Origin of the sequence: Chryseolinea lacunae (assembly GCF_016735595.1) — a bacterium.
Lineage (GTDB): Bacteria > Bacteroidota > Bacteroidia > Cytophagales > Cyclobacteriaceae > Chryseolinea > Chryseolinea lacunae.
In genome coordinates, this window is record NZ_JAERRB010000008.1 from 99656 (window position 1) to 119741 (window position 20086).

Annotated in this window: 17 protein-coding genes; 8 read left to right on the plus strand and 9 right to left on the minus strand. The window is 50.4% G+C overall.

Annotated elements, in window-relative coordinates; all coding sequences use genetic code 11:
• Positions 1–24: 24 nt before the first annotated feature.
• Positions 25–2178 carry an FUSC family protein gene (locus JI741_RS21285; protein WP_202013244.1) on the minus strand — a complete coding sequence of 718 codons (2154 nt, stop codon included), beginning with the start codon at positions 2176–2178 and terminating at the stop codon, positions 25–27.
• 187 nt (positions 2179–2365) lie between these two features.
• Here JI741_RS21285 and JI741_RS21290 point away from each other — a divergent pair, with 187 nt between their 5' ends.
• Both JI741_RS21290 and JI741_RS21295 read left to right on the plus strand, forming a co-directional pair.
• The gene (locus JI741_RS21290) at positions 2366–2731 is read left to right on the plus strand and encodes a BlaI/MecI/CopY family transcriptional regulator (protein WP_202013245.1); all 366 of its coding nucleotides are present in this window, start codon (positions 2366–2368) and stop codon (positions 2729–2731) included.
• A 2-nt stretch (positions 2732–2733) separates the two neighbouring features.
• Positions 2734–4518, plus strand: coding sequence for a TonB family protein (locus tag JI741_RS21295; protein WP_202013247.1), 1785 nt, complete (start codon positions 2734–2736; stop codon positions 4516–4518).
• A gap of 16 nt (positions 4519–4534) precedes the next feature.
• Here the strand turns inward: JI741_RS21295 and JI741_RS21300 are convergent, their stop codons facing one another.
• The 6 genes from JI741_RS21300 to alaS all read right to left on the minus strand — a co-directional run bounded on the left by JI741_RS21300 (position 4535) and on the right by alaS (position 11758).
• Positions 4535–5299, minus strand: a complete 765-nt coding sequence (locus JI741_RS21300) for a DUF3298 and DUF4163 domain-containing protein (RefSeq protein WP_202013249.1) — start codon at positions 5297–5299, stop codon at positions 4535–4537.
• Position 5300: 1 nt separating this feature from the next.
• Positions 5301–6551: a TlpA disulfide reductase family protein gene (locus tag JI741_RS21305; protein WP_202013251.1), complete on the minus strand. Its 1251-nt coding sequence runs from the start codon at positions 6549–6551 to the stop codon at positions 5301–5303.
• On the minus strand, positions 6548–8005 hold the full coding sequence (gene gatB / locus JI741_RS21310; RefSeq protein WP_202013253.1) for an Asp-tRNA(Asn)/Glu-tRNA(Gln) amidotransferase subunit GatB: 1458 nt from the start codon (positions 8003–8005) through the stop codon (positions 6548–6550). Before gatB ends, JI741_RS21305 begins: the two co-directional genes overlap by 4 nt.
• A 55-nt stretch (positions 8006–8060) precedes the next feature.
• A complete protein-coding gene (locus JI741_RS21315; RefSeq protein WP_202013255.1) occupies positions 8061–8387 on the minus strand; it encodes a hypothetical protein in 327 nt (108 codons plus the stop codon).
• A gap of 50 nt (positions 8388–8437) precedes the next feature.
• Positions 8438–8929, minus strand: coding sequence for a coiled-coil domain-containing protein (locus JI741_RS21320; RefSeq protein WP_236676208.1), 492 nt, complete (start codon positions 8927–8929; stop codon positions 8438–8440).
• An 84-nt stretch (positions 8930–9013) separates the two neighbouring features.
• Positions 9014–11758: an alanine--tRNA ligase gene (gene alaS / locus JI741_RS21325; protein ID WP_202013259.1), complete on the minus strand. Its 2745-nt coding sequence runs from the start codon at positions 11756–11758 to the stop codon at positions 9014–9016.
• 169 nt (positions 11759–11927) lie between these two features.
• On the opposite strand from alaS, the gene JI741_RS21330 reads away from it, so the two are divergent.
• The 5 genes from JI741_RS21330 (at position 11928) to dprA (ending at position 16605) form a co-directional block, all read left to right on the plus strand.
• A complete protein-coding gene (locus JI741_RS21330; RefSeq protein WP_202013261.1) occupies positions 11928–12902 on the plus strand; it encodes a M23 family metallopeptidase in 975 nt (324 codons plus the stop codon).
• Positions 12902–13867, plus strand: coding sequence for a M23 family metallopeptidase (locus JI741_RS21335; RefSeq protein WP_202013263.1), 966 nt, complete (start codon positions 12902–12904; stop codon positions 13865–13867). Before JI741_RS21330 ends, JI741_RS21335 begins: the two co-directional genes overlap by 1 nt.
• A gap of 127 nt (positions 13868–13994) precedes the next feature.
• Positions 13995–15074 (plus strand): CapA family protein, encoded by a 1080-nt coding sequence (locus JI741_RS21340; protein WP_202013265.1) that lies wholly within the window; start codon positions 13995–13997, stop codon positions 15072–15074.
• A gap of 1 nt (position 15075) precedes the next feature.
• Positions 15076–15414: a MerR family transcriptional regulator gene (locus tag JI741_RS21345; RefSeq protein ID WP_202013267.1), complete on the plus strand. Its 339-nt coding sequence runs from the start codon at positions 15076–15078 to the stop codon at positions 15412–15414.
• 84 nt (positions 15415–15498) lie between these two features.
• On the plus strand, positions 15499–16605 hold the full coding sequence (gene dprA / locus JI741_RS21350; protein WP_202013269.1) for a DNA-processing protein DprA: 1107 nt from the start codon (positions 15499–15501) through the stop codon (positions 16603–16605).
• A 10-nt stretch (positions 16606–16615) separates the two neighbouring features.
• Here dprA and JI741_RS21355 read toward each other — a convergent pair whose 3' ends face one another.
• Complete coding sequence (locus JI741_RS21355; protein ID WP_202013271.1) at positions 16616–17242, minus strand: tetratricopeptide repeat protein; 627 nt, start codon at positions 17240–17242, stop codon at positions 16616–16618.
• A gap of 61 nt (positions 17243–17303) precedes the next feature.
• Positions 17304–18155 carry a hydroxymethylglutaryl-CoA lyase gene (locus tag JI741_RS21360; protein ID WP_202013273.1) on the minus strand — a complete coding sequence of 284 codons (852 nt, stop codon included), beginning with the start codon at positions 18153–18155 and terminating at the stop codon, positions 17304–17306.
• Between the two features lie 184 nt (positions 18156–18339).
• Between JI741_RS21360 and JI741_RS21365 the strand changes: the two genes are divergently transcribed.
• A complete protein-coding gene (locus JI741_RS21365; RefSeq protein ID WP_202013275.1) occupies positions 18340–20082 on the plus strand; it encodes a DUF1800 domain-containing protein in 1743 nt (580 codons plus the stop codon).
• The last annotated feature ends 4 nt before the right edge of the window (positions 20083–20086 follow it).

The following is a 20086-nucleotide window of genomic DNA, read 5'->3' on the forward strand; positions in this document are numbered from 1 at the left end:
CTATCACAACAGCATTAATACACGCTAGTGTTGTCGGTTCACAATTTCGTTCTTGATGCGTTTTTCGGTGATGGTTCGAATGTCGCGCACCAGCGAATATAGTATTGAAAGGGGATTCAGCGATTGATTCACGATCGCGTTGTCGGTCTTCTCTTCGCTTGCCAGTTTCAGATTGCGGGTTTCCGTTAGCACAGCACTTTGGTTGAGTTCGCTGCGGATGGCCTGCGCCAGATTTTCCAACTCCGGCTTGTTCAGGGTCACGTTAAACGATTTGTCGGTGACCAACGACGTGATGTGCCCCGTAAGCATGTGGTTCGCTATAACAAACTGGTGGATGAGTGTGGACTGTCCCAATTCTTTTGGCTCGGCGAGGATGCGTTGAAAGTTGTCAGACAAGTTGGTCAGCGCCACCAACGCGTTCTGACGCGCCGCCCGATATTCGCTTTTGGGGGACGTCGGATCAAGAAGGTATTTCCAGGTAGTGTTGAAGAACGCCTCGTTGGCCACCAGCATGTCGTGCATGTTCTTTTCAATCTCCTGCCGTCCCCACGTAGGCAACACAAAGCGCGACGCAAGGGCCGCGATGATGGAGCCCACCAGTGTGTCGAGCATGCGCTCTCTCACCATGGTGTTGAGGTCCACGGGATAGAGAAAGTGAAACGTGATGACAATGTAGATGGTGAGAAACAGGACGAACCCGAAATAATTTAGCCGCAGCAAACTGTAGCTGATGACCATGCAAAAAATCATGATGGCCAGCAACGCAGTGTTGCCGTGAATAACAAACAGAATGCCCGTGGCCGCTACCGCCCCCGTGAGCGTTCCCAACAAACGTTGTGCATTGCGTTTCCGCGACACCGTGTAGACCGGCTTCAGAATGGTGACGATGGTGAGCAGCACCCAATAGATGTGCTGCAACGAAAAGTAGGCCGATATGCTGAACCCCACAAGAATCGCCACCGTGAGCCGCACAGCATGGCGAAAGTCGTTGGACTGCAGCGTGAGGTTTTCGCGAAACGTTTGCCAGTCGATGGGATGCCCAACCAACGTTTTGTTTGTTTCGCTGCCGGTGTTTGTTTTGTCGATGTCCACCTGCAAACGTGTATACACCACGAGGCGGTGAAGGCGGTTCACAATGCTTTGGATGTTGGCAACAGTCTTCTCCAGCGCGTGAAGGCTTTCCTTTGTGCTTCCCTCCACCGCCTTCTCCTGGTGCACGCGCAATGCATCCTGCAACGCACTGGTTATCGGAATAAGATCCAGGTCGCGCTTCACCTCTGCACCGCGTTGAATAGACAACCCCACATATTCCATCGCGGCCGCCAATTGAAGCACGGCGCCATAGAACTTGTTTAGCAGATCAGTGCCGTCCAGGTTCTTATGAAGCTGATTATAATCCTGATAGGAAGAGATCGAATGTTCGAAAAGATCCACGGCATCGAGAAAGAGCATCATCAGGCTCCGGCTCTTGGGGCTGGCGTCCATCACAAATTGCCGTGTCTTGAAAAGGAGCTCGCGGGTTTGATCCTGGCTCTTCATCACCTTGATCTGTTCTTCCATCACCAGCGTGAAGCAGCGATTCACGTCGGCGCCATCTTTATACAAAGCTCCCCGTGCCCGGATGAAGTCGGCCATGGCGATGAGCATTTCGCCAATAGCCTGCTCAGCCAGCCGGTAGGGCCGCAAGCGATAGAGCAGTAAACTAAAGAGTGTATACCATATTCCTCCGCCGGCAATGAGGGCGGCCACATAAAAACTGTTTTGCTCCACACGCCCTGGAACCAGATTCAACAACATGATGATGAGGGCGAGCGTGCCCACCGCACTGGCCCGTGCACCATACACGCCCAGCAGCGAAAACAAAAATGAGAACACCACCACCTCTGTCAACACCAGCGCTGCATGCTCGCGCAGCAACAACGTGACTAGCGCCGTCACCGTGTTCAAGGCCACAGAAGCCATCAACCCATTCCTGCGATGATGTATAGGACCCGGCGCGTCAGTAAGACTGGCAAAGAGCGCGCCCCACAAAAAGGGAAGCCCCAGAATGAGCGAGTCGGTTTGGGCAAGAATTAGCGTGGGCACCATCACACCCGCCGTAATGCGTACGCCCGTGCTCCAGTACTGACTGGTGGTGAACTTCTGTACTTCCTTTAAATAGTCGTTGCCGTTGAGCATGAGCCCCTAAAATACCAAGAAAGAATTCGTTTTGCGAAACGATGATGGTTTGCCGTGGTTGTTGGATTCGGTTGAGCGGCTGTTCGGCCGCATCGAATGGAGATGGAACGGACGGCAAAAAAATTTTTCGAACAGATATTGCTTTCGTATAACTAAAGTTTTAGTTTTATACCTAAATACATAGTCAATGAAGGATCTTAAAGAACTGACCAAAGCAGAGGATCAGGTGATGCAGATATTGTGGAAACTGGAAAAAGGGTTTGTGAAAGACATCGTAGAAGAGATGCCCGAGCCCAAACCGGCCTACAACACCATCTCCACCATTGTGCGCATCCTCGAAACAAAAGGTTTTGTAGACCACAAAGCCTACGGCAAAACACATGAATACTTTCCGCTGATCACCAAAGAGAAGTACACGAAGTTCTATCTCAACAACCTGCTCAAAGGTTACTTCAACGGATCGTTTCAGAACCTGGTGTCCTTCTTCGCGAAGGAAAATAAAATGGATGTAAAAGAACTTGAAAAAATTCTCAATGAACTAAAAAAACAATAGCCATGAACAGCTACATCAACTATCTGCTGGAGGCCAACTTCGGGTTGGTGCTCTTCCTGCTCCTGTATGTATTGCTTTTGAACAGTGAAACCAACTTTGCTTTCAAGCGAACCTATTTGCTGGGCAGTTTGCTGGTGGCTGTTCTTTTCCCTGTGTTCACGGTGGCCACAGCGCAGAGCGCCATCCCTTCACTGGGTCAAATCGTTCCGCCAAACTGGCTTCCTGAATTTGTGGTGGTGGGCTATGGCGCCAAGCCCGTGGATGCCTCGCCTTCCATAAATGTATGGCAGGTGGTGTCGTGGCTCTACCTTGCCGGTGTGGCGTTGTTCGCGATGCGTTTTTTGTGGCAGGCGTTTCAACTTGCACGTCACCTGCAAAAGGCCAATGTGCATTCACAAACGGGCAAATACAAGATCACGGAACTTGATGGCCCCTTCCCCACCTTCTCGTTCTTCAATCATATTTTCATAGGAAATGCCGAGGCGTTGTCGGCAGAAGACCGCGCCATCATTGTGCGACACGAGCGTGTTCACGCCGATCATTTCCACTCCATCGACATACTGTTCCTCGAAGTGCTGCGCATCGCGTTCTGGTTTAACCCGGTGCTGTACTTCTATAAAAAGATATTCATCAACGTTCATGAGTTTCAAGCCGATGCACAGGCGGTAGAGCATCATGACGTGAACCAATATTGCAATCTCCTGGCGAAGGTTGCTTTGATGTCGGCCGACTTCAGACTCGCCAATCACTTTAACAATTCACTCACCTTAAAAAGAATTATCATGATGAAAACCATCAAAAAGAAAATGCGTGTGTGGAAAGTAGCCGCCGTTGTCGTTATTGTGGCCGGCTTCTTTTTCGCTGTGGCATGTCAGGACCAGGTTCTGACCGATGCCACAGAAGTCGCCAAGACCTCGACCATGGCCCTCGATGTTCCCAAAGAAGTGCAGGCCAAATTTGACGCCCTGCAAAAGGAAAAGCCCAACGCCAAGTTCGTTATCATTGAAGTTGACGAACAGGGAAAAGCCAAACTGGAAAGCATGAAGTCGGTCTATGACGACCTTATGGCCCATGGCGATCAATCCATTGCATCGATGAACGTCATAAAGCCCACGGCAGGTCCGTCAGAGCCTGTCCGGAATTTTGTGATCGTAGAGTACAAAGATGAAATGCGACAAATCAGCGAAGCCTCTAAGAGTGGCGAGGTCTTCACCATTGTGGAGCAAGCCGCAGAGCCGGTGGGAGGCATCGAAACGGTGATGCGTGTGCTGAGCACCAATATCTCCTATCCCAGCGACGTCCGCATGAAGGGCATCGAAGGCACTGTGTTTGTAGGCTTCATTGTCAACAAAGACGGTTCGCTTTCCGATTTCGAGATCAAGAGAGGTATTGACCCGCAGCTTGACAAAGAAGCGTTGCGCGTAGCCCAACTCCTGCCCAATTGGACTCCTGGAAAACAAAGCGGACAAGCCGTTCGTCAACAATTTGTATTGCCCATCGCGTTCCGGTTAAACGCAGGTAAGCCCGAAGCGCCGCGTGTGACGGCGGTCGAGAAAGATTTGAAAGTTACATTTCAAACCGTTCGCCGCGAAGGAAAAACGCTTGTAGAAGGATCGGTGCTGGATGAATCGGGAAATCCCATGAAGGGCTCTAATGTCATTATCAGCGGCAGCACACGCGGCACCACCACCGACGATCATGGCAAATTTGTGATCGACGTAGGCAATGCCAACGGGCAACTCGCGGTTTCGTTTGTCGGATATAAAACTGAGTTTGTGTCGTTCTAAAAAACAAAGGACTGGCTTAATGTTTAAGCCAGTCCTTTATTTCCTCATAGGGAATGAGCACTTCCGTGGGGCCTGAAGCGTAGGCCGCAATTTCATAGCTGTTGTAGTAGAACACGATGCCTTCCTTTTTGAAACCAAAATTCCGGTTCAACTGAAATTTGTCGTCGGGAAATTCAAAGTAGCTTGCATTCAGCGAGGCCGTATCCGAAAGCTCACGCACCTTACGGAAAATCTTTTCGCCTATTTTCGTGAGGGGATCTTCAAAACCTGGCTTCAGCAAATTCTCTAACGTGAATTCTTCGCCGGTGCGTGGATTGAGGTTGATGTAGTAGATGCCGTAGCCGCCATGGGCTCCACCGGTATAATACTCTTCCTGTACCGAGAGACTCAGCAAACTATCGGTCAATGTCTCTACCGTCACATTTGCTTTGTAGTTCCAGCTGCCCGGCACTTCGGGCATTTCTTTGCGAAAGTCTTCATAGTCCTGAATGAATCCCGCGCCAATCTGTTCCATGGTTTTTCCTTCGGCTTCCGGGTTGCCCATCGACACAGAGCTGTCGATGTCTTTCTTCAGTATGGCAAGCACGGTAGTATCTAACCCCGTGAATGCCGGATAGCTGACCTGATAGAACGCACACAGCGAATCTGTTTTGCAGTGGATCTTAGACTCCACACGAAACGTTTTCATCTCATAGGAAATGGGCGTGAGCTTCTTCTCTTCCTTACGACCGCACGAAAGCAGCGCAAAGGGCAGCGCCAGGACCAGCAGTATGCGCTTCATCCTAATTTGACTTGGTATTGAAAATTTCGTTCAGCTTTTTCTCCAGCGCCGCACCACGAAGGTTCTTCGCGATGATGACCCCTTTAGGATCGAGCAGGAGCGAAAAAGGAATGCCGGTGATGTTGTAGGTCTTGGCGGCTTCCGACTGCCAGTATTTCAAATCCGAAACGTGTGTCCACGTAAGATTGTCTTCACCAATGGCGCGCACCCAATCTTCCTTGCGGCGATCGAGCGAAACACCAAACACGGTAAATCCTTTGTCTTTGAATTTATTGAAGACACGAACCACATTCGGGTTTTCCTGACGGCACGGGCCACACCACTTTGCCCAGAAATCAACCAGCACATATTTGCCTTTCATCGACGACAGTTTCACGACCTGGCCGGTTGTGTCTGGCAAAGCAATTTCTGGAGCGGGTTGACCGATGGCAATGCTCTTCATGGTGTTCACGAGCGTGACAAAAGTTTTCGCGTGATCGTAGTTCGGCCATTCCTTTTTCAGTCTGTCGGCAACAGCCATATACACGTCAAAGTATTGATCCTTGTCAAGCACCGATCCACCTTGCAGCAAGTTGATGACGCCCAACGATGGAGGCTCCTTGCGCATGAGGTCGGCTATCTGATCGTGGCTCTTCTTGATCTCTGTCATGTAGGCTTCCTGGATCGCGGCGATCTTTTCCTGATCGTGAGCCTGAACGGCAGTTTGAAAATCGGAATTGAGCTTGGCAATCACGGGCGACGATTCTGCGCTGCGCAAAATTGCCTGCGTTTTCCGGATCACATCAATCTCGGGCGATCCCTTCACATCGGCAAATCCATTCTGATCGTTGCCGTCAACATTCACCTCCAGGTTGCTCTTGTAGAGAATGATATCGACAGTTTGACGTCCATAGAAGTTGATCTTGTAGTAGCCCGGTTGTGACAGCGGCACTTTCTTGGAGAAGGTGTAGTTGCTCTTCAGGGTGATGGTGTCTTGCCAGCCTGAACCGCCGTTCTTCATTTCCTGAATCACGATCTGACCTTGCTGGGGAAACCCAACCTTGCCAGTCACGATCACCGTCCAGGTGGCGCCGGGAGCGTCTGCAGCCACGGCGCTGTTTCCTTCCTTCGAGGAAAACGAACACGAGAACGAAATAGCAAACAACAGGAAGACCAGGGCCGACCGTTTCAGCGGCGGCATGCTGGAAGTATTTCTCCCGACAGTAGATGACGTCTGGTTCACCATGTTCATCTGTTTCACATTCTTCCTCATACTTCTTCCAGTTTTTTAGTTATCAGTGCATTGGCTACTTTCGGATCGGCTTTTCCCTTGCTGCGTTTCATCACCTCGCCCATGAACATGCCTACGATGCCTTTTTTGCCATTCTTATACTCCTCCACTTTCAGCGGAAATTCTTTTATCACTTCGTCGATGATCGGCAACAGGGCGTCCTGATTGCTCTCCTGAATGACGTTCAATTGCTGTGCCACTTCAAGTGCCGACTTGTTGGGATTTTTCAGCAGCTCGGGGAACACGCGCTGTGAGGCCACCGAGAAACTGACTTTATTGCCGTCCACCAGGTCCATGAGCTCCACTAAAACCGCCGGGGTTACAGGAAATTCATCGGCCGACAGGTTGAGTTCGTTCAAATAGGATTTCACGGGACCCATCACCCAGTTTGATGCGGCTTTGTAATTTTTGGTGAGCTTACAAACTTCTTCAAAATAGAGGGCCACGTCTTTGGTGTCGGTCAGCACCTGCGCGTCGTATTCGGGCAGTCCCAACTCTTTAATGTATTTGTTATACAAATCGCGGGGCAGGGCCGGCATAGAGGCTTTGATTTTCTCCAGCCATTCTTCCGATACTTTCAGCGGGCTGAGATCAGGATCGGGGAAGTAGCGATAGTCGTTCAGCTCTTCTTTCGTACGCATGCCATAGGTAAGGCCTGTGCCGGCGTCGAAGGTTCTTGTTTCTGAAAAGATGTGGTTGCCTTTTTCAACTTCCTCGATCTGGCGTTCAATCTCGTGATCGATAGCGCGTTGCACGTTGCGAATGGAGTTCATGTTTTTGACCTCCACTTTCTTTCCGAATTCTTTTGCCCCCACCAGCATCACAGAGATGTTGGCATCGCAGCGCAACGATCCTTCTTCCATGTTGCCATCGCAAATGTCGAGGTAGCGCACCAGCTTCCGCACCTCGGTGAGGTAGGCGTAGGCTTCGTCTGAGGTTTTAATGTCGGGCTGTGTCACGATTTCAATCAGCGGAACCCCGGCCCGGTTAAAATCCACCAGCGTGTCAGGCTCGGACGCCAGGTGCATCGACTTGCCCGCATCTTCTTCGATGTGGATGCGGTGTAGCTCGATGTTGCGTTCGCCGTCTTTTGTGTTGATCGTTACATAGCCGCCCACGCAGATTGGTGTGCGGTCCTGTGTGATCTGGTATCCTTTCGGAAGATCGGGATAGAAATAGTTTTTTCGGTCGAAGATGTTGAACCGAGTGATGTTGGAGTGGCACGCAAGGCCCATCTTGATGGCATACTCCACCACGTTCCTGTTCAGCTTTGGCAAGGTGCCGGGATGTGCAAGAGTAATTACCCCAACGTTGGTGTTCGGCAAGCTGCCATATTCGGCCGAATCGCTGTTATAGATTTTCGTTTTGGTCAGCAACTGCGCGTGAACCTCGAGACCAATAACGGCGATGTACTTATCTCTGATAGACTTCTCCATGTATTCTGTTTGTGAGCGCGCTTCACCGTGTCGGATGCGTGCTCTGTTCAATTTGTTATTTATAAACTGTCTTTTCCAAACGATCAATTCGTTCACGGTCTTTCGCGAGCTCCATCAAAGAGAGGGAATTCTGCGACGAAACCAGATTGAGTTTCACCAGTTCACCCTCAACATTGGTCAACCGTCCCTCAACACGGATCAGTCTACCCTCAACACGCGCCAATCTGCCTGACAGGTCATCCCTCAAAACAGATATTTCTCCCTTGAGGTCAACCTTAATATTCTCCACCTTTTCACTGAGGCCATCCACCTTTTCCGCAAGCCGGTCGAATCTTCTTAACGACTCCGCCAGCAATTCTTCAATTCTTGATTGATTCTCCATAACGTCCATATTTTTCAGGTTAAACATTATTTTATGAGGATCAATACTTTCTATTTATAAACTGTCTTTTCCAGACGATCAATTCGTTCGCGGTCCTTGGCGAGCTCCATTAAAGAGAGGGAATTTTGCGACGAAACCAGGTTGAGTTTCACCAATTCACCTCCAACATGGGTCATTCCGCCTTCGACGTTTCCCAATCGGTTTTCAACGTTCCCTAACCGATTTTCAACTTTATCCAATCTGTTTTCCACGTTTCCCATTCGACCTTCAACGCGCACGATCCGGTTTTCAACGCGCATCAACCGTTCTTCTACACGCGTCAGACTACCCTTCAAATCACTTCCCAGGTCAGAAACTTCTTCCTTCAGGTTATCTACCTTCTCATTCAACCCCTCCACCTTTTCATTCACCTCGTCCACGTTTTCATTCATCCTGTCCACTTTGCCATTCAACCCGTCCACCTTTTCTGCAAGCCGGTCAAATTTGATCAACGACTCTGCCAGTAATTCTTCGATCCTCGATTTGTTTTCCATAACATTCATAATGGTTTGTGTTTAACATTTTTTTACAATGAGGATCAAATTCAATACTACTTGCGTGGCACTTCTTTCGGCACTCCGCGCAAATTACTTTATCAATTTACGTGCTTTTTCAGTAACGGCATCCAAACCGCTTAAGTTCTTTCCACCGGCTGTCGCGAAAAAGGGTTGACCTCCCCCACCGCCGTCGATTTCCTTTGCCAATTCTTTCACCATGTTGCCTGCATGATAGGTGTTGGTTTGCGCCAATTTCTCGCCGATCATCACAGATACCTGGGGTTTCCCATCAACGTCGGCCGCGAGGATCATCAGCAAATCGTCAAATTGGTTGCGCAGTCCGTAGGCAATATTCTTCAATGCGTCGGCCGTGGGGACCGACACTTTTTCGATGATGAGGCTGTAGCCATTCTGCTTCACCACTTTCAATGCAAGCTTGTCTTTCAATTGGTTGGCTTGCTCCTGCTGATACACTTCCAGCTTTTTCTCCAACGCATGCTTCTCGTCCAACAGATTTTTTGTTGTGGCGATAAGATCTTTGGGATTTTTAAAAAGCGTCTTCACGTGATCCAGTACGTCAAGCGATTCCCGCACAAAGCGTTCTGCTTCTTCGGCCGTGATCGCTTCAATGCGGCGAACACCGGCCGCCACCGAGCTTTCCGACACGATCTTGAACAACCCGATCTGGCCGGTAGACGACACGTGCGTGCCTCCACAAAGCTCGACCGAGAACTTGGGATCGAACGTTATTACCCTGACAAAGTCTCCATATTTTTCGCCAAACAATGCCATCGCACCCAGGGTCTTGGCTTTCTCGATGGGCACATTCCGTTTTTCGTCGAGAGTTATGTTCTCGCGAACTTTGCGGTTCACGATGTCTTCCACCTTCTGGATTTCTTCGGCCGTCATGGCCGCGAAATGCGAGAAGTCAAAGCGCAGAATCTTGTCGTTCACCAGCGATCCTTTTTGCTCCACGTGCTTGCCCAATACTTGTCGCAGGGCAGCGTGTAGCAAGTGCGTGGCGGAGTGGTTGTCCATGCTCAGCTGACGTTTGTGTTTGTCGACAGTGGCATGAAACTCCACTTCCATATTCGAAGGAAGCTTCTCAGCGTAATGGACGATCAGTTCGTTTTCTTTCTTGGTATCGGTGATCGCTATTTTCTCGTTGGGATTCTCGATGAAGCCCGTGTCGCCTTCCTGCCCACCGCTCTCGGCGTAGAATGGCGTGCGGTCGAATACCAACTGAAACAGCTCTTTGTTCTTCTGCTTCATCTTGCGATACTTCACCACTTTCACTTCCGACTCCAGGTGATCGTAGCCAATAAATTCCGGCTTCTGATCTTCGCCCACCAAAATCCAGTCGCCCGTTTCTTTGGCCGCATCGGCCTTGGAACGGTTCTTCTGTTTGGACATCTCTACTTTAAAACCATCTTCGTCCACGGCAAAGCCACGCTCGCGTGCGATCAACGACGTGAGGTCAAGCGGGAATCCAAACGTGTCGTACAATTCAAAGGCTTGCTCGCCGCTCACGGTTTTATTCACCAGTTCGCTCTCCATGCCATCAATGCGTTTCAGGCCTTTGTCGAGTGTGCGGAGAAATGAAGTCTCTTCTTCGAAGATCACTTTGCTGACATAATCTTTCTGTGCATCCAGTTCGGTGAACACATCTTTCATTTGTTGTGCCAGCACGGGCATCAGCGCATAGAGGAAAGGCTCTTTGAAGTTCAGGAATGAATAGCCGTAGCGAACCGCTCTTCTCAAAATGCGGCGAATCACATAGCCCGCGCCAGTGTTTGAAGGCAACTGTCCATCGGCTATAGCAAACGAAACGGCACGCACGTGATCTGCAATAACACGCATGGCGATATCCGTTTTCTCGCTGCTGTTTTGTTTGGGATTGGTGAGGTTTGTTGCGTTCTGGTAGGGAATGTTTGAATGTTCGGAAATGTGATTGATCAGCGGCGTGAAAACATCCGTGTCATAGTTGGAACTTACCAAATTGATGGCACGACACAGACGTTCGAACCCCATGCCGGTGTCAACGTTTTTGTTGGGCAGCGGTTTGAGCAGGGTCAGGTTGGATCGCAGCTTTTCGCGTGCCGCTTTCTTATCCTCTCCTTTATAGTCGAGGTCAAATCGCAGCATCTCGCCCGATCCGCCTTTCTGTGGATTCCAATAGCGTTCGAATTCCATGAACACGAGGTTCCAGATCTCGATCACCTGCGGGTGATCGTTGTTCACCAGGTCGCGACCAGGTGTAGCCTTTCTCTCGGCATCCGAGCGCAGATCCACATGTATCTCCGAACAAGGACCACACGGTCCCAGGTCGGCCATCTCCCAGAAGTTGTCTTTCTTGCTGCCCTGAATGATACGGTCTTCGTTCACAAACGACCGCCACAGATCGAACGCTTCCTGATCGAACGGAAGGTTGTCGTCCTTGTCGCCGCCGAACACGCTCACATACAGGCGATCTTTCGGGAGGTTATATTCTACCGTGAGCAGTTCCCAGGCCCACGCGATGGCTTCTTTCTTAAAATAATCACCAAACGACCAGTTGCCCAGCATTTCGAACATGGTGTGGTGATAGGTGTCTATGCCCACCTCTTCCAGGTCGTTGTGCTTTCCACTCACGCGAAGGCACTTTTGGGTGTCGGCAATGCGCGGGCTTTTCGGCACCGCGTTGCCCAGGAAATAGTCCTTGAACTGCACCATGCCCGAATTGGTGAAGAGCAGTGTAGGGTCGTTTTTCAGCACCAGGGGCGCTGAAGGCACGATAGTGTGGCCTTTGGAGGCGAAAAAATCTAAAAACTTCCGTCTGATCGAACCCGAGTCCATTACCTGTTTGTGTGGTTTAAAAATTTTGAACGTTACGATTTTTACTATATTAGCCCGCAAAAAAATACGGCAAGCCACAAAATTAAGCGCATATGACAGAGAATAAGCAGGTTTCGAAGTTTTTTTTCTGGCTTGAACACACCTTAAACCCGTAACGTCTTCGAACCTGATGTCGAATTTCAAGTATTACTACAATCCTAAAACCTGTCAGTACGAGCGTGCGCGCTGGAGTGTGAAGGATATCCTGTGGTATGTCGCCGGATTGGTTACACTGGGCCTTGTGTTCTGCGGTGCCATCATTGCCGTGCACGATTCGTTGATGGAGTCGGAAACCGAAAAGGCCCTTCGTGCCGAAAACAAAACACTTGAAAAGCACAAACCTGTTTTAGAAGAACAACTGGCGGCCATCGAAAGCACGTTGTCAAATTTGAAATCGGAAGATAAAACCTTGTATGCCAAGGTATTTAACTCCGAGCTTCCGCAGTCGCAGGCCACTCCTTCCACTCTTTCGAAAGAACAAATTCTTCTGGCCGATGCGTCGGGATTCAAAAACCTGATGGACATTCTGCGCTCCAAATCGGAAGCGCTTCGCAAAACCTCAGCCAACACCAACCTCTCGTTTGGCAACACCATCCACATTTCAAAAGATCAACTGGACCTGATGAGTTCCATTCCTTCGACACAACCCGTGGCCAACACACAGTTGGACCTGCTGGTGTCGGGATTCGGCGAACGCATCAATCCTTTTCATAAAGGAAAATACAATCACCCCGGTGTGGACTTCGCAGCAGCGCGGGGAACCGAAGTGTTTGTCACAGCAAAAGGCAAAGTGGTGACCGTGAGCCGCACGTCGGTTCAAGCCGGCTATGGCAACTACGTTGACGTGGACCACGGCAACGGCTTTGTGACACGCTATGCCCACCTCGACGAAATCAAAGTGCAGCGTGGCCAAACCATTCCCCGGGGAACGACCATCGGCACCGTGGGCAGCAGCGGTGGCTCCATTGCGCCTCACCTTCACTATGAGGTGATTCGCGACGGCGAACCCGTTGACCCGGCCCGTTACCTGATGGAAGGACTCTCCAGTGAACAGCACGCCGTGTTGCTGAAACTAAGTTCCAAACAAAACCAGTCGCTGGACTAATGGGCAAAATCAAATACCGATATAATCCGAAGACGTGTAAATACGAACCCTGGTATTTGAGGGGCAAAGCGTTGCAGGATCAGATCGCCATTTTCATCACACTCTCCCTCGTGCTGGGCGGTATATTTTATTTTGGCTACAGCAAAAACTTCGACTCGCTCGACGAACAAATTCTCAAGAAGAAAAATCTCACGCTCAAGGTGGAGTGGCAAATTCTGGAAGAACGCGTTCAGGCCGCCTACGCGGAATTGAATACGCTGATCGATCGCGACGACAAAAACTATCGCGTCATCCTCGACTCCAGCCCGTTGTCGCCCGAAATACGCCAGAGCGGTGTGGGCGGCAGCGAGAAATTCAATACCGAAGACATCAAAGACTATCCCAGTGTGATGTCCGGCTATGCAAACCTGGAAAAGCTGAAGCACACGGTAGACGTGGAAGTGCAGTCCTACAAAGAACTCAACTCCATTTTAAAAGAACGCGTCAGCATGTGGGCATCACGCCCGGCCATACAGCCCATCAACAACAAACAGCTGGAGCGGCTTCACATGAGTTATGGCAGTCGCTTCCATCCCATTTTCAAGCGCTACATGGATCACAAAGGTCTCGACTTCGCGGCCGACAACGGTACGCCTGTCTATGCCACGGGCGATGGCAAAGTGATTATGGTCTATTTCTCCGCTTCCTACGGAAACGTGATCTACCTCGAACATGGCCATGGCTATGAAACCCGCTATGCCCACCTGTCACGCTTTGCCGTGAAAGAAGGCGACGTCATCAAACGCGGTCATGTGATTGGCTATGTGGGCAGCACGGGAAATTCAGTTTCGGCTCACCTTCACTATGAAGTGTTGTTCCAGGGTTCGCACGTGAACCCCATCAACTTCTTCCAGCGCGACCTCAACAACAAAGAATATGAACGCCTCATCGAAGCCGGAAGCATCGACGCCAAGGTGTTGGATTGATTTTCGCACGATCCCTGAAAATTGTTCGTGACGTGCACGTTAAAAGGGTGACAGCTTCGCTGAATTTCGCTTGTTGCTTTCTTAAATCTCCGTTTCTTTGCAGGTACGTTATACGTTCCAAATTCCCATGCGCATTTTTCTGCTGTCAGCTCTCGTATTAATCCAAACCGCCCTTCGTGCGCAAGACACAACGACCATCTCTAGGCCACCGTCAATTCCGACTCCGGCAAAAGACACGGTGAGCATTGTAGGTGTGGGCGATATCATGATGGGAACGAGCTACCCCGAAAGCATGCTGCCTGCCGACGACGGCGCATTCCTCATGAGAGACGTGGAGCCCTACCTCAACGATGCCGACATCACCTTTGGCAACCTGGAAGGAACACTGCTCGACGCAGGAGGGACACCAAAGACCTGCCGCGATCCAAAAGTTTGTTATGTGTTTCGCACACCGGTGCGTTATGTGAAGAACCTGCAACGCGCCGGCTTCGACATGATGAGCCTGGCCAACAACCACGCCGGCGACTTTGGCGAAACCGGGCGGAAGAGCACCATGAAAACACTAGACACGGCGGGCATCAAACACGCCGGACAGTTGGTGCAGAAATATGTGCTCCTCACCAAAGACAGCATCACCTATGGCCTGGTGGCTTTTGCGCCCAACACAGGCTGCGTGAACCTGAACGATCTGGAGGGCGCCAAAAAACTGGTGGCTCACCTCGATTCCATTTGTGACATCGTGATTGTGTCGTTTCATGGTGGCGCCGAAGGAGCTCAATACCAAAATGTTCCGCGGGCCATCGAACCCTTTCACGGCGAAAACCGCGGCGACGTATATAAGTTTTCACACACACTCATCGACGCCGGAGCCGACGTGGTGTTTGGCCACGGGCCGCATGTTACACGGGCCGTTGAAGTCTATAAAGAACGATTCATTGCCTACAGCATGGGGAATTTTTGTACCTATCGGGGAATCAGTGTCTCCGGTGTGAATGGTCTGGCACCCATCATAAAACTTTATACCGACCCGCACGGAAAGTTTTTCAAAGGAAAGATCACACCCACCTATCAAACCTATGGCTCTGGCGTGAAAGTTGATCCTCAAAATCAGGTGATTAAGAAGATACAGGAACTGACAAAAAAAGATTTTCCTGAATCTCCGATTCGCATTGCCGAGAATGGTTTAATTACTTACCTTGCTCAATAAGATGGCGTATAAGGAAAAGGAAATAGAAAAACTTTACTACTCCATTGGAGAAGTTGCAGAAATGTTTAGCGTGGCTCCATCGCTCATCCGTTTTTGGGAATCGGAGTTTGACCTCATCAAGCCTAAGAAAAACAGAAAGGGAAATCGCCAGTTCACCAAGGAGGACATCGATCATGTTCGCACGATCTATCACCTGGTGAAAGAAAAAGGATTCACCCTGCAAGGCGCCAAGGAGATGTTGCGTAACGATACACAAGCCGTTCGCGACAATATGGAATTTATCGACTCACTCAAAAGAGTTCGTGGTTTCCTCGTTGAGCTTCGCGAAAAACTGCATTAAAATCAGCATTTAAGTATCACCCTATTCCGAAGAAAACCCTTCGGTTTTTTTGTTCAGATCCTCCTCACTTTATCTATCTGTTGTATGGATCAGAACAGACTTTCCCTGCTTGCCCTGCATTTCATTCCCGGCATCGGCAATCAGCTCATTCGCCAGCTCATAAGCTATTGCGGCTCGGCCGAAAGGGTTTTCAAAACACCGCGAGGCAAACTCATGAAGATCCCGGGCATTGGCGCAGTGACGGCCGACAGCATTCGCCTTGGCAAGCCTTTTTCGGATGCAGAAAAAGAGATGCAACGCGCCCAGAAAGAAGACGTGACACTGGCATTCTTCACGGATAAAAATTATCCATCACGTCTCAAGCAAATCGCCGATGCTCCTTCCCTGCTCTACTGCAAAGGCAACATCAACTTTGAAACATCCAAAACCATAGGCATCGTGGGCACACGCATGGCCACGCCCTATGGAAAGAAACTGGTGGAAGAACTGATGCTTGACCTGGCACCACACGAACCACTCATTGTGAGCGGCCTCGCCTATGGCATCGACATTGTAGCACACCGGCAGGCGCTGAAAAACAATATGGCTACCGTGGGCGTGATGGGAAGCGGCATTGACGTTATGTATCCTGCCTCGCATACCGAAACGTCAACAAAGATGCTGAAGCACGGCGGGCTCGTCACCGAAAATCCGTTTGGCACAAGGCCCGACGCACACAACTTCCCAGCCCGAAACCGCATCATCGCCGGGCTCTCCGACGCGCTCATCGTTATTGAAGCAGCCGAAAAAGGCGGCGCACTCATCACGGCAGAAATCGCCAACAGCTACAACAAAGATGTGTTCGCGTTTCCCGGCAACATCGGCCAGCGCTTCTCCGAGGGCTGCAACGCCTTGATACGATCGAACAAAGCCAACCTGCTCACGTCGGTGAAAGACCTGGAATACATCATGAACTGGAGTGTGGGCACGCAGCCGGAGAAAAAGAAAATGTTCTTCGATGCAGACGCCTATAGCGCCGACGAACAGGAAGTGATAAAAGTATTATTGGAAAACAACCGGCAACTCGCCATCGACGACATTGGCTGGCGAACCGGCATTGCCATTGGCCGTCTGGCGTCTGTGTTGCTGGGGCTGGAATTTAAAAATGTGCTGGCCCCGTTGCCGGGAAAAGTTTATAAGCTGCTGGAGTGATGCGCAACGCTTATTGTCCCTGATCTTTCTGATTACATTTCTCTTTGATCACCTCATAGGCTTTCAAATCGCCAAGCTCGCCGGCTTTGCTCAGATCGAGGCAACCGTTTTTCATGTCGCCGAATTCGATGCGCAGAATTCCCCTCATATAATACGCATCCACATTCCGGGGATTGATCTGTATGATCTTTGAACAATCATTGATGGCGTCTTCATAGGCCTGCAAAAACTGCTTGGCTTTTCCGCGATTGAAATAGGCTTCAATATAATTTTCGTTGATGCCAATGGCCGACGAGAAATCGGCTATGGCGCCATAATAATCCTGCAGTTTCATCTTCACGTTGCCGCGGGCAAAGAAGGCGTCGGCAAACTTGGGGTTCTTCTCGATGGCCGTGTTATAGTCTTTCATGGCGCCGTGGCGATCATCAAAGTTGTCTTTGATGTTGCCGCGGATAAAATAGGCCGGTGCGTAGTTCGGATCTATCTCCAGCGCTTTGTTCAGGTTCAAGAGCGACTCCATGAATTCGTGTTTCTCATAGAGCTCGCGCCCTTTCTGGGTAAGCTCTTTGGCATTCTGAGCCTGCACGAGAACGGAGAAGAACAGCAAGCCGGGAAGAATAAAACCTAAACGCTTCATAATATCGATTTTAAACAAAGTTAACCGATAAACGCGTGCTCGTCGGGTGGAAGTAATATTTTCAGTGCTTTGGAAATATTTCGTCGGCCAGTTGGAGGGCGGCGTTGAATTCGGATGGGCGGATGCCGGTGTCAACGCCTTTTTCATTCAGAAACGCCAGGATGGATTCGGTGGCCAGGTTGCCCACCAGGGCATCGTCGGCCATAGGGCATCCACCAAAACCTTTGATGGCGCCGTCGAAACGGCGACAGCCAGCGTTGTAGGCCGCTTCAATCTTTTCGCGGGCGGTCTGCGGTGTAGCGTGAAGATGCACACCGATCTCGGCATTGGGATAGCGCGCCGACAATGTGGTGAACAAGTCGCGAATGTTTGCCGGCGTTGACACACCAATGGTGTCTGCCAGGCTCACAATGGCAACCCCCAGGGTCATGAGCTTGTCTACAAACGCTGACACATGCGCGGCGTTATAGGGATCGCCATAGGGATTTCCAAACCCCATGCTGATATAGGTCACCAGCGTTTTGCCCGATTGCTTGCAGATGGCATTGATCTCTTCCACCGTCTGCAAGGCTTCGGCGATCGACTTGTTGGTGTTGCGTTGTTGAAAGGTTTCGGACATGGAGAGGGGAAAGCCCATGTAGGTCACCGACGCAAATGTCGAGGCTTCTTCGGCACCGCGGGTGTTGGCCACGATGGTGAGCAGCTTCGATGTTGTGTTGGACATGTCCAATTGGTTCAACACGTCGGCCGTGTCGCGCAGCTGGGGGATGGCTTTGGGCGATACAAAGCTTCCCGCATCGATTGTGTCGAACCCTGCTTTCAGCAACTGGTTAATATACTTAACTTTCATTGCCGTCGGTATGAACGTAGTAAGGCCTTGCATGGCGTCGCGGGGACATTCGATAATCTTCATGGGGAGATTACGTTTTTTTTGTTAACAACTATTTTTTAAACATACAGATTAAAGAAGGTAAACCCGAAACGACGGGAAAAAATTTGCAGTGGCCGAAGGCTAATGCGCTTCGTCCTCATTTTTGATATTTTTACCTGCGGAAAAAGATTAATCGACCTATAGAAACCACTCTACCACTAACACTATGCCATTACTTCCACTAAACGTTGCGCTGGATGTTAAGCGTGCCGCCCATCTTTTGAGAAGAGCAACGTTCGGGGCGACCAAGGATCAGATCGACGTCTTTGCGCAAAAAACACCGGCCGAAGCGGTCGGCTTGCTTTTCCGGCAAGGACTGCCCGACCCATCCCTACCCATCGACCCGAAAACCGGCCAACCCTGGGTGCTCACGCCCGTCACCGAAGCCAACAGCAAAGGATTTGAACTCGAAGAGTATTTCAAGAAATGGGTCATTGGTCAAATGATGAGCGCCGGTGTGGCCGAAAGCGATTCGCTAGCCTACTCTGCCCGCGAAAAACTTGTGCACTTCCTGCATACCCACTTCACCACGATCACCTCTAAAGTAGGCAACTCACGCTCACTCTACTATCAAAATCAACTGTTCCGTCAATTCGCGCTCGACGGCGTGAGCGACCCCGACGTGAACTTCAAAAACCTTACAGCCAGGATCAGCGTCGACAACGCCATGCTCCGGCTGCTCGACGGCAACCTGAACGTGAAAGGCAGCGAAAACGAAAATTACGCCCGCGAACTTCTGGAACTCTACAGCATTGGCCGCGGCCTCGAAGGAACACAACCACCCACCACCACACCGGGCGACTATGGCGTTTACACGGAAGACGATGTGAAAGCCGCCGCCAAAGTTTTGTCGGGCTGGGATGTGGACGACACCTTTGCCAACATCGACCTCACCACCGACCTTCCCCGGGGCAAAGTGAAAGGCTCTCCCACCAACGCTTCATCGCACGACAACTCGGTGAAACAATTCAGCGCGCATTTTGGCAACGCCACGGTGCAACCCGATCCTGCCCGTCTGAACGGCGGCAATCCAACCGAAGACAGCGCATTCGATGAGATTACTCAATGGATTGATCTCATCTATGCAAATGACGAAACCCCCAAGAACATTTGCCGGAAGATCTATCGCTTCTTTGTCTACGCCATGCACACGCCTGAAGAGGCCATTGCCATAGACGACACCATCATTAAAGAGATGGCACTCACCTTTGTTACTGGCGGATACAAAATACAACCGGTGATTGAAGAGCTGCTTTGCAGCATCCATTTCTACGAAGCCGGCGGCGCCGTGACCGACGACAACTTTGGAGGCATCATTAAATCGCCCATCGATCTCGTGGTGGGCACACTGCGCTTCTTTGGCGTAACCATTCCCGACGTTGCCGCTGACACCACTCGCTTCTATGAAGCCACCGGCGAAATTCTGGGCAACGTTACGCTGCAGGCCATGAGTTTCTATGAACCCTACGATGTGGCCGGGTATGATGCCTATCATCAGTTCCCCATCTATCATCGCTATTGGATAACGCCCAACACATTGGCAAACCGCTACAACTTTATCCGCGACCTCTTCAACAGCATGGCCCAAAATTCCATGTTCGACATTGATCTGTATCAGTGGGTTAAAAATAATATCGAAAATGCCAAGGCCGCCGACGCGGGACTTCTGACGATGGAAATCGCTAAATACGTTCTTCCCGTAACCGACAACCTCACCTTCGATGATGCCACGGACGATACGTCGGGCCTGACGGCAAAACGCCTCAACTATTTCAAGGCACGATTCCTCCAGACGTTTGACGAAGCCTACTGGACACAACGCTGGAATGAAAATGCCGCCGATCTGGACGCACAGTTGGAATACCTTTTCAACACCATGCTGCAATCTCCCGAATATCAACTTGCATAACGAC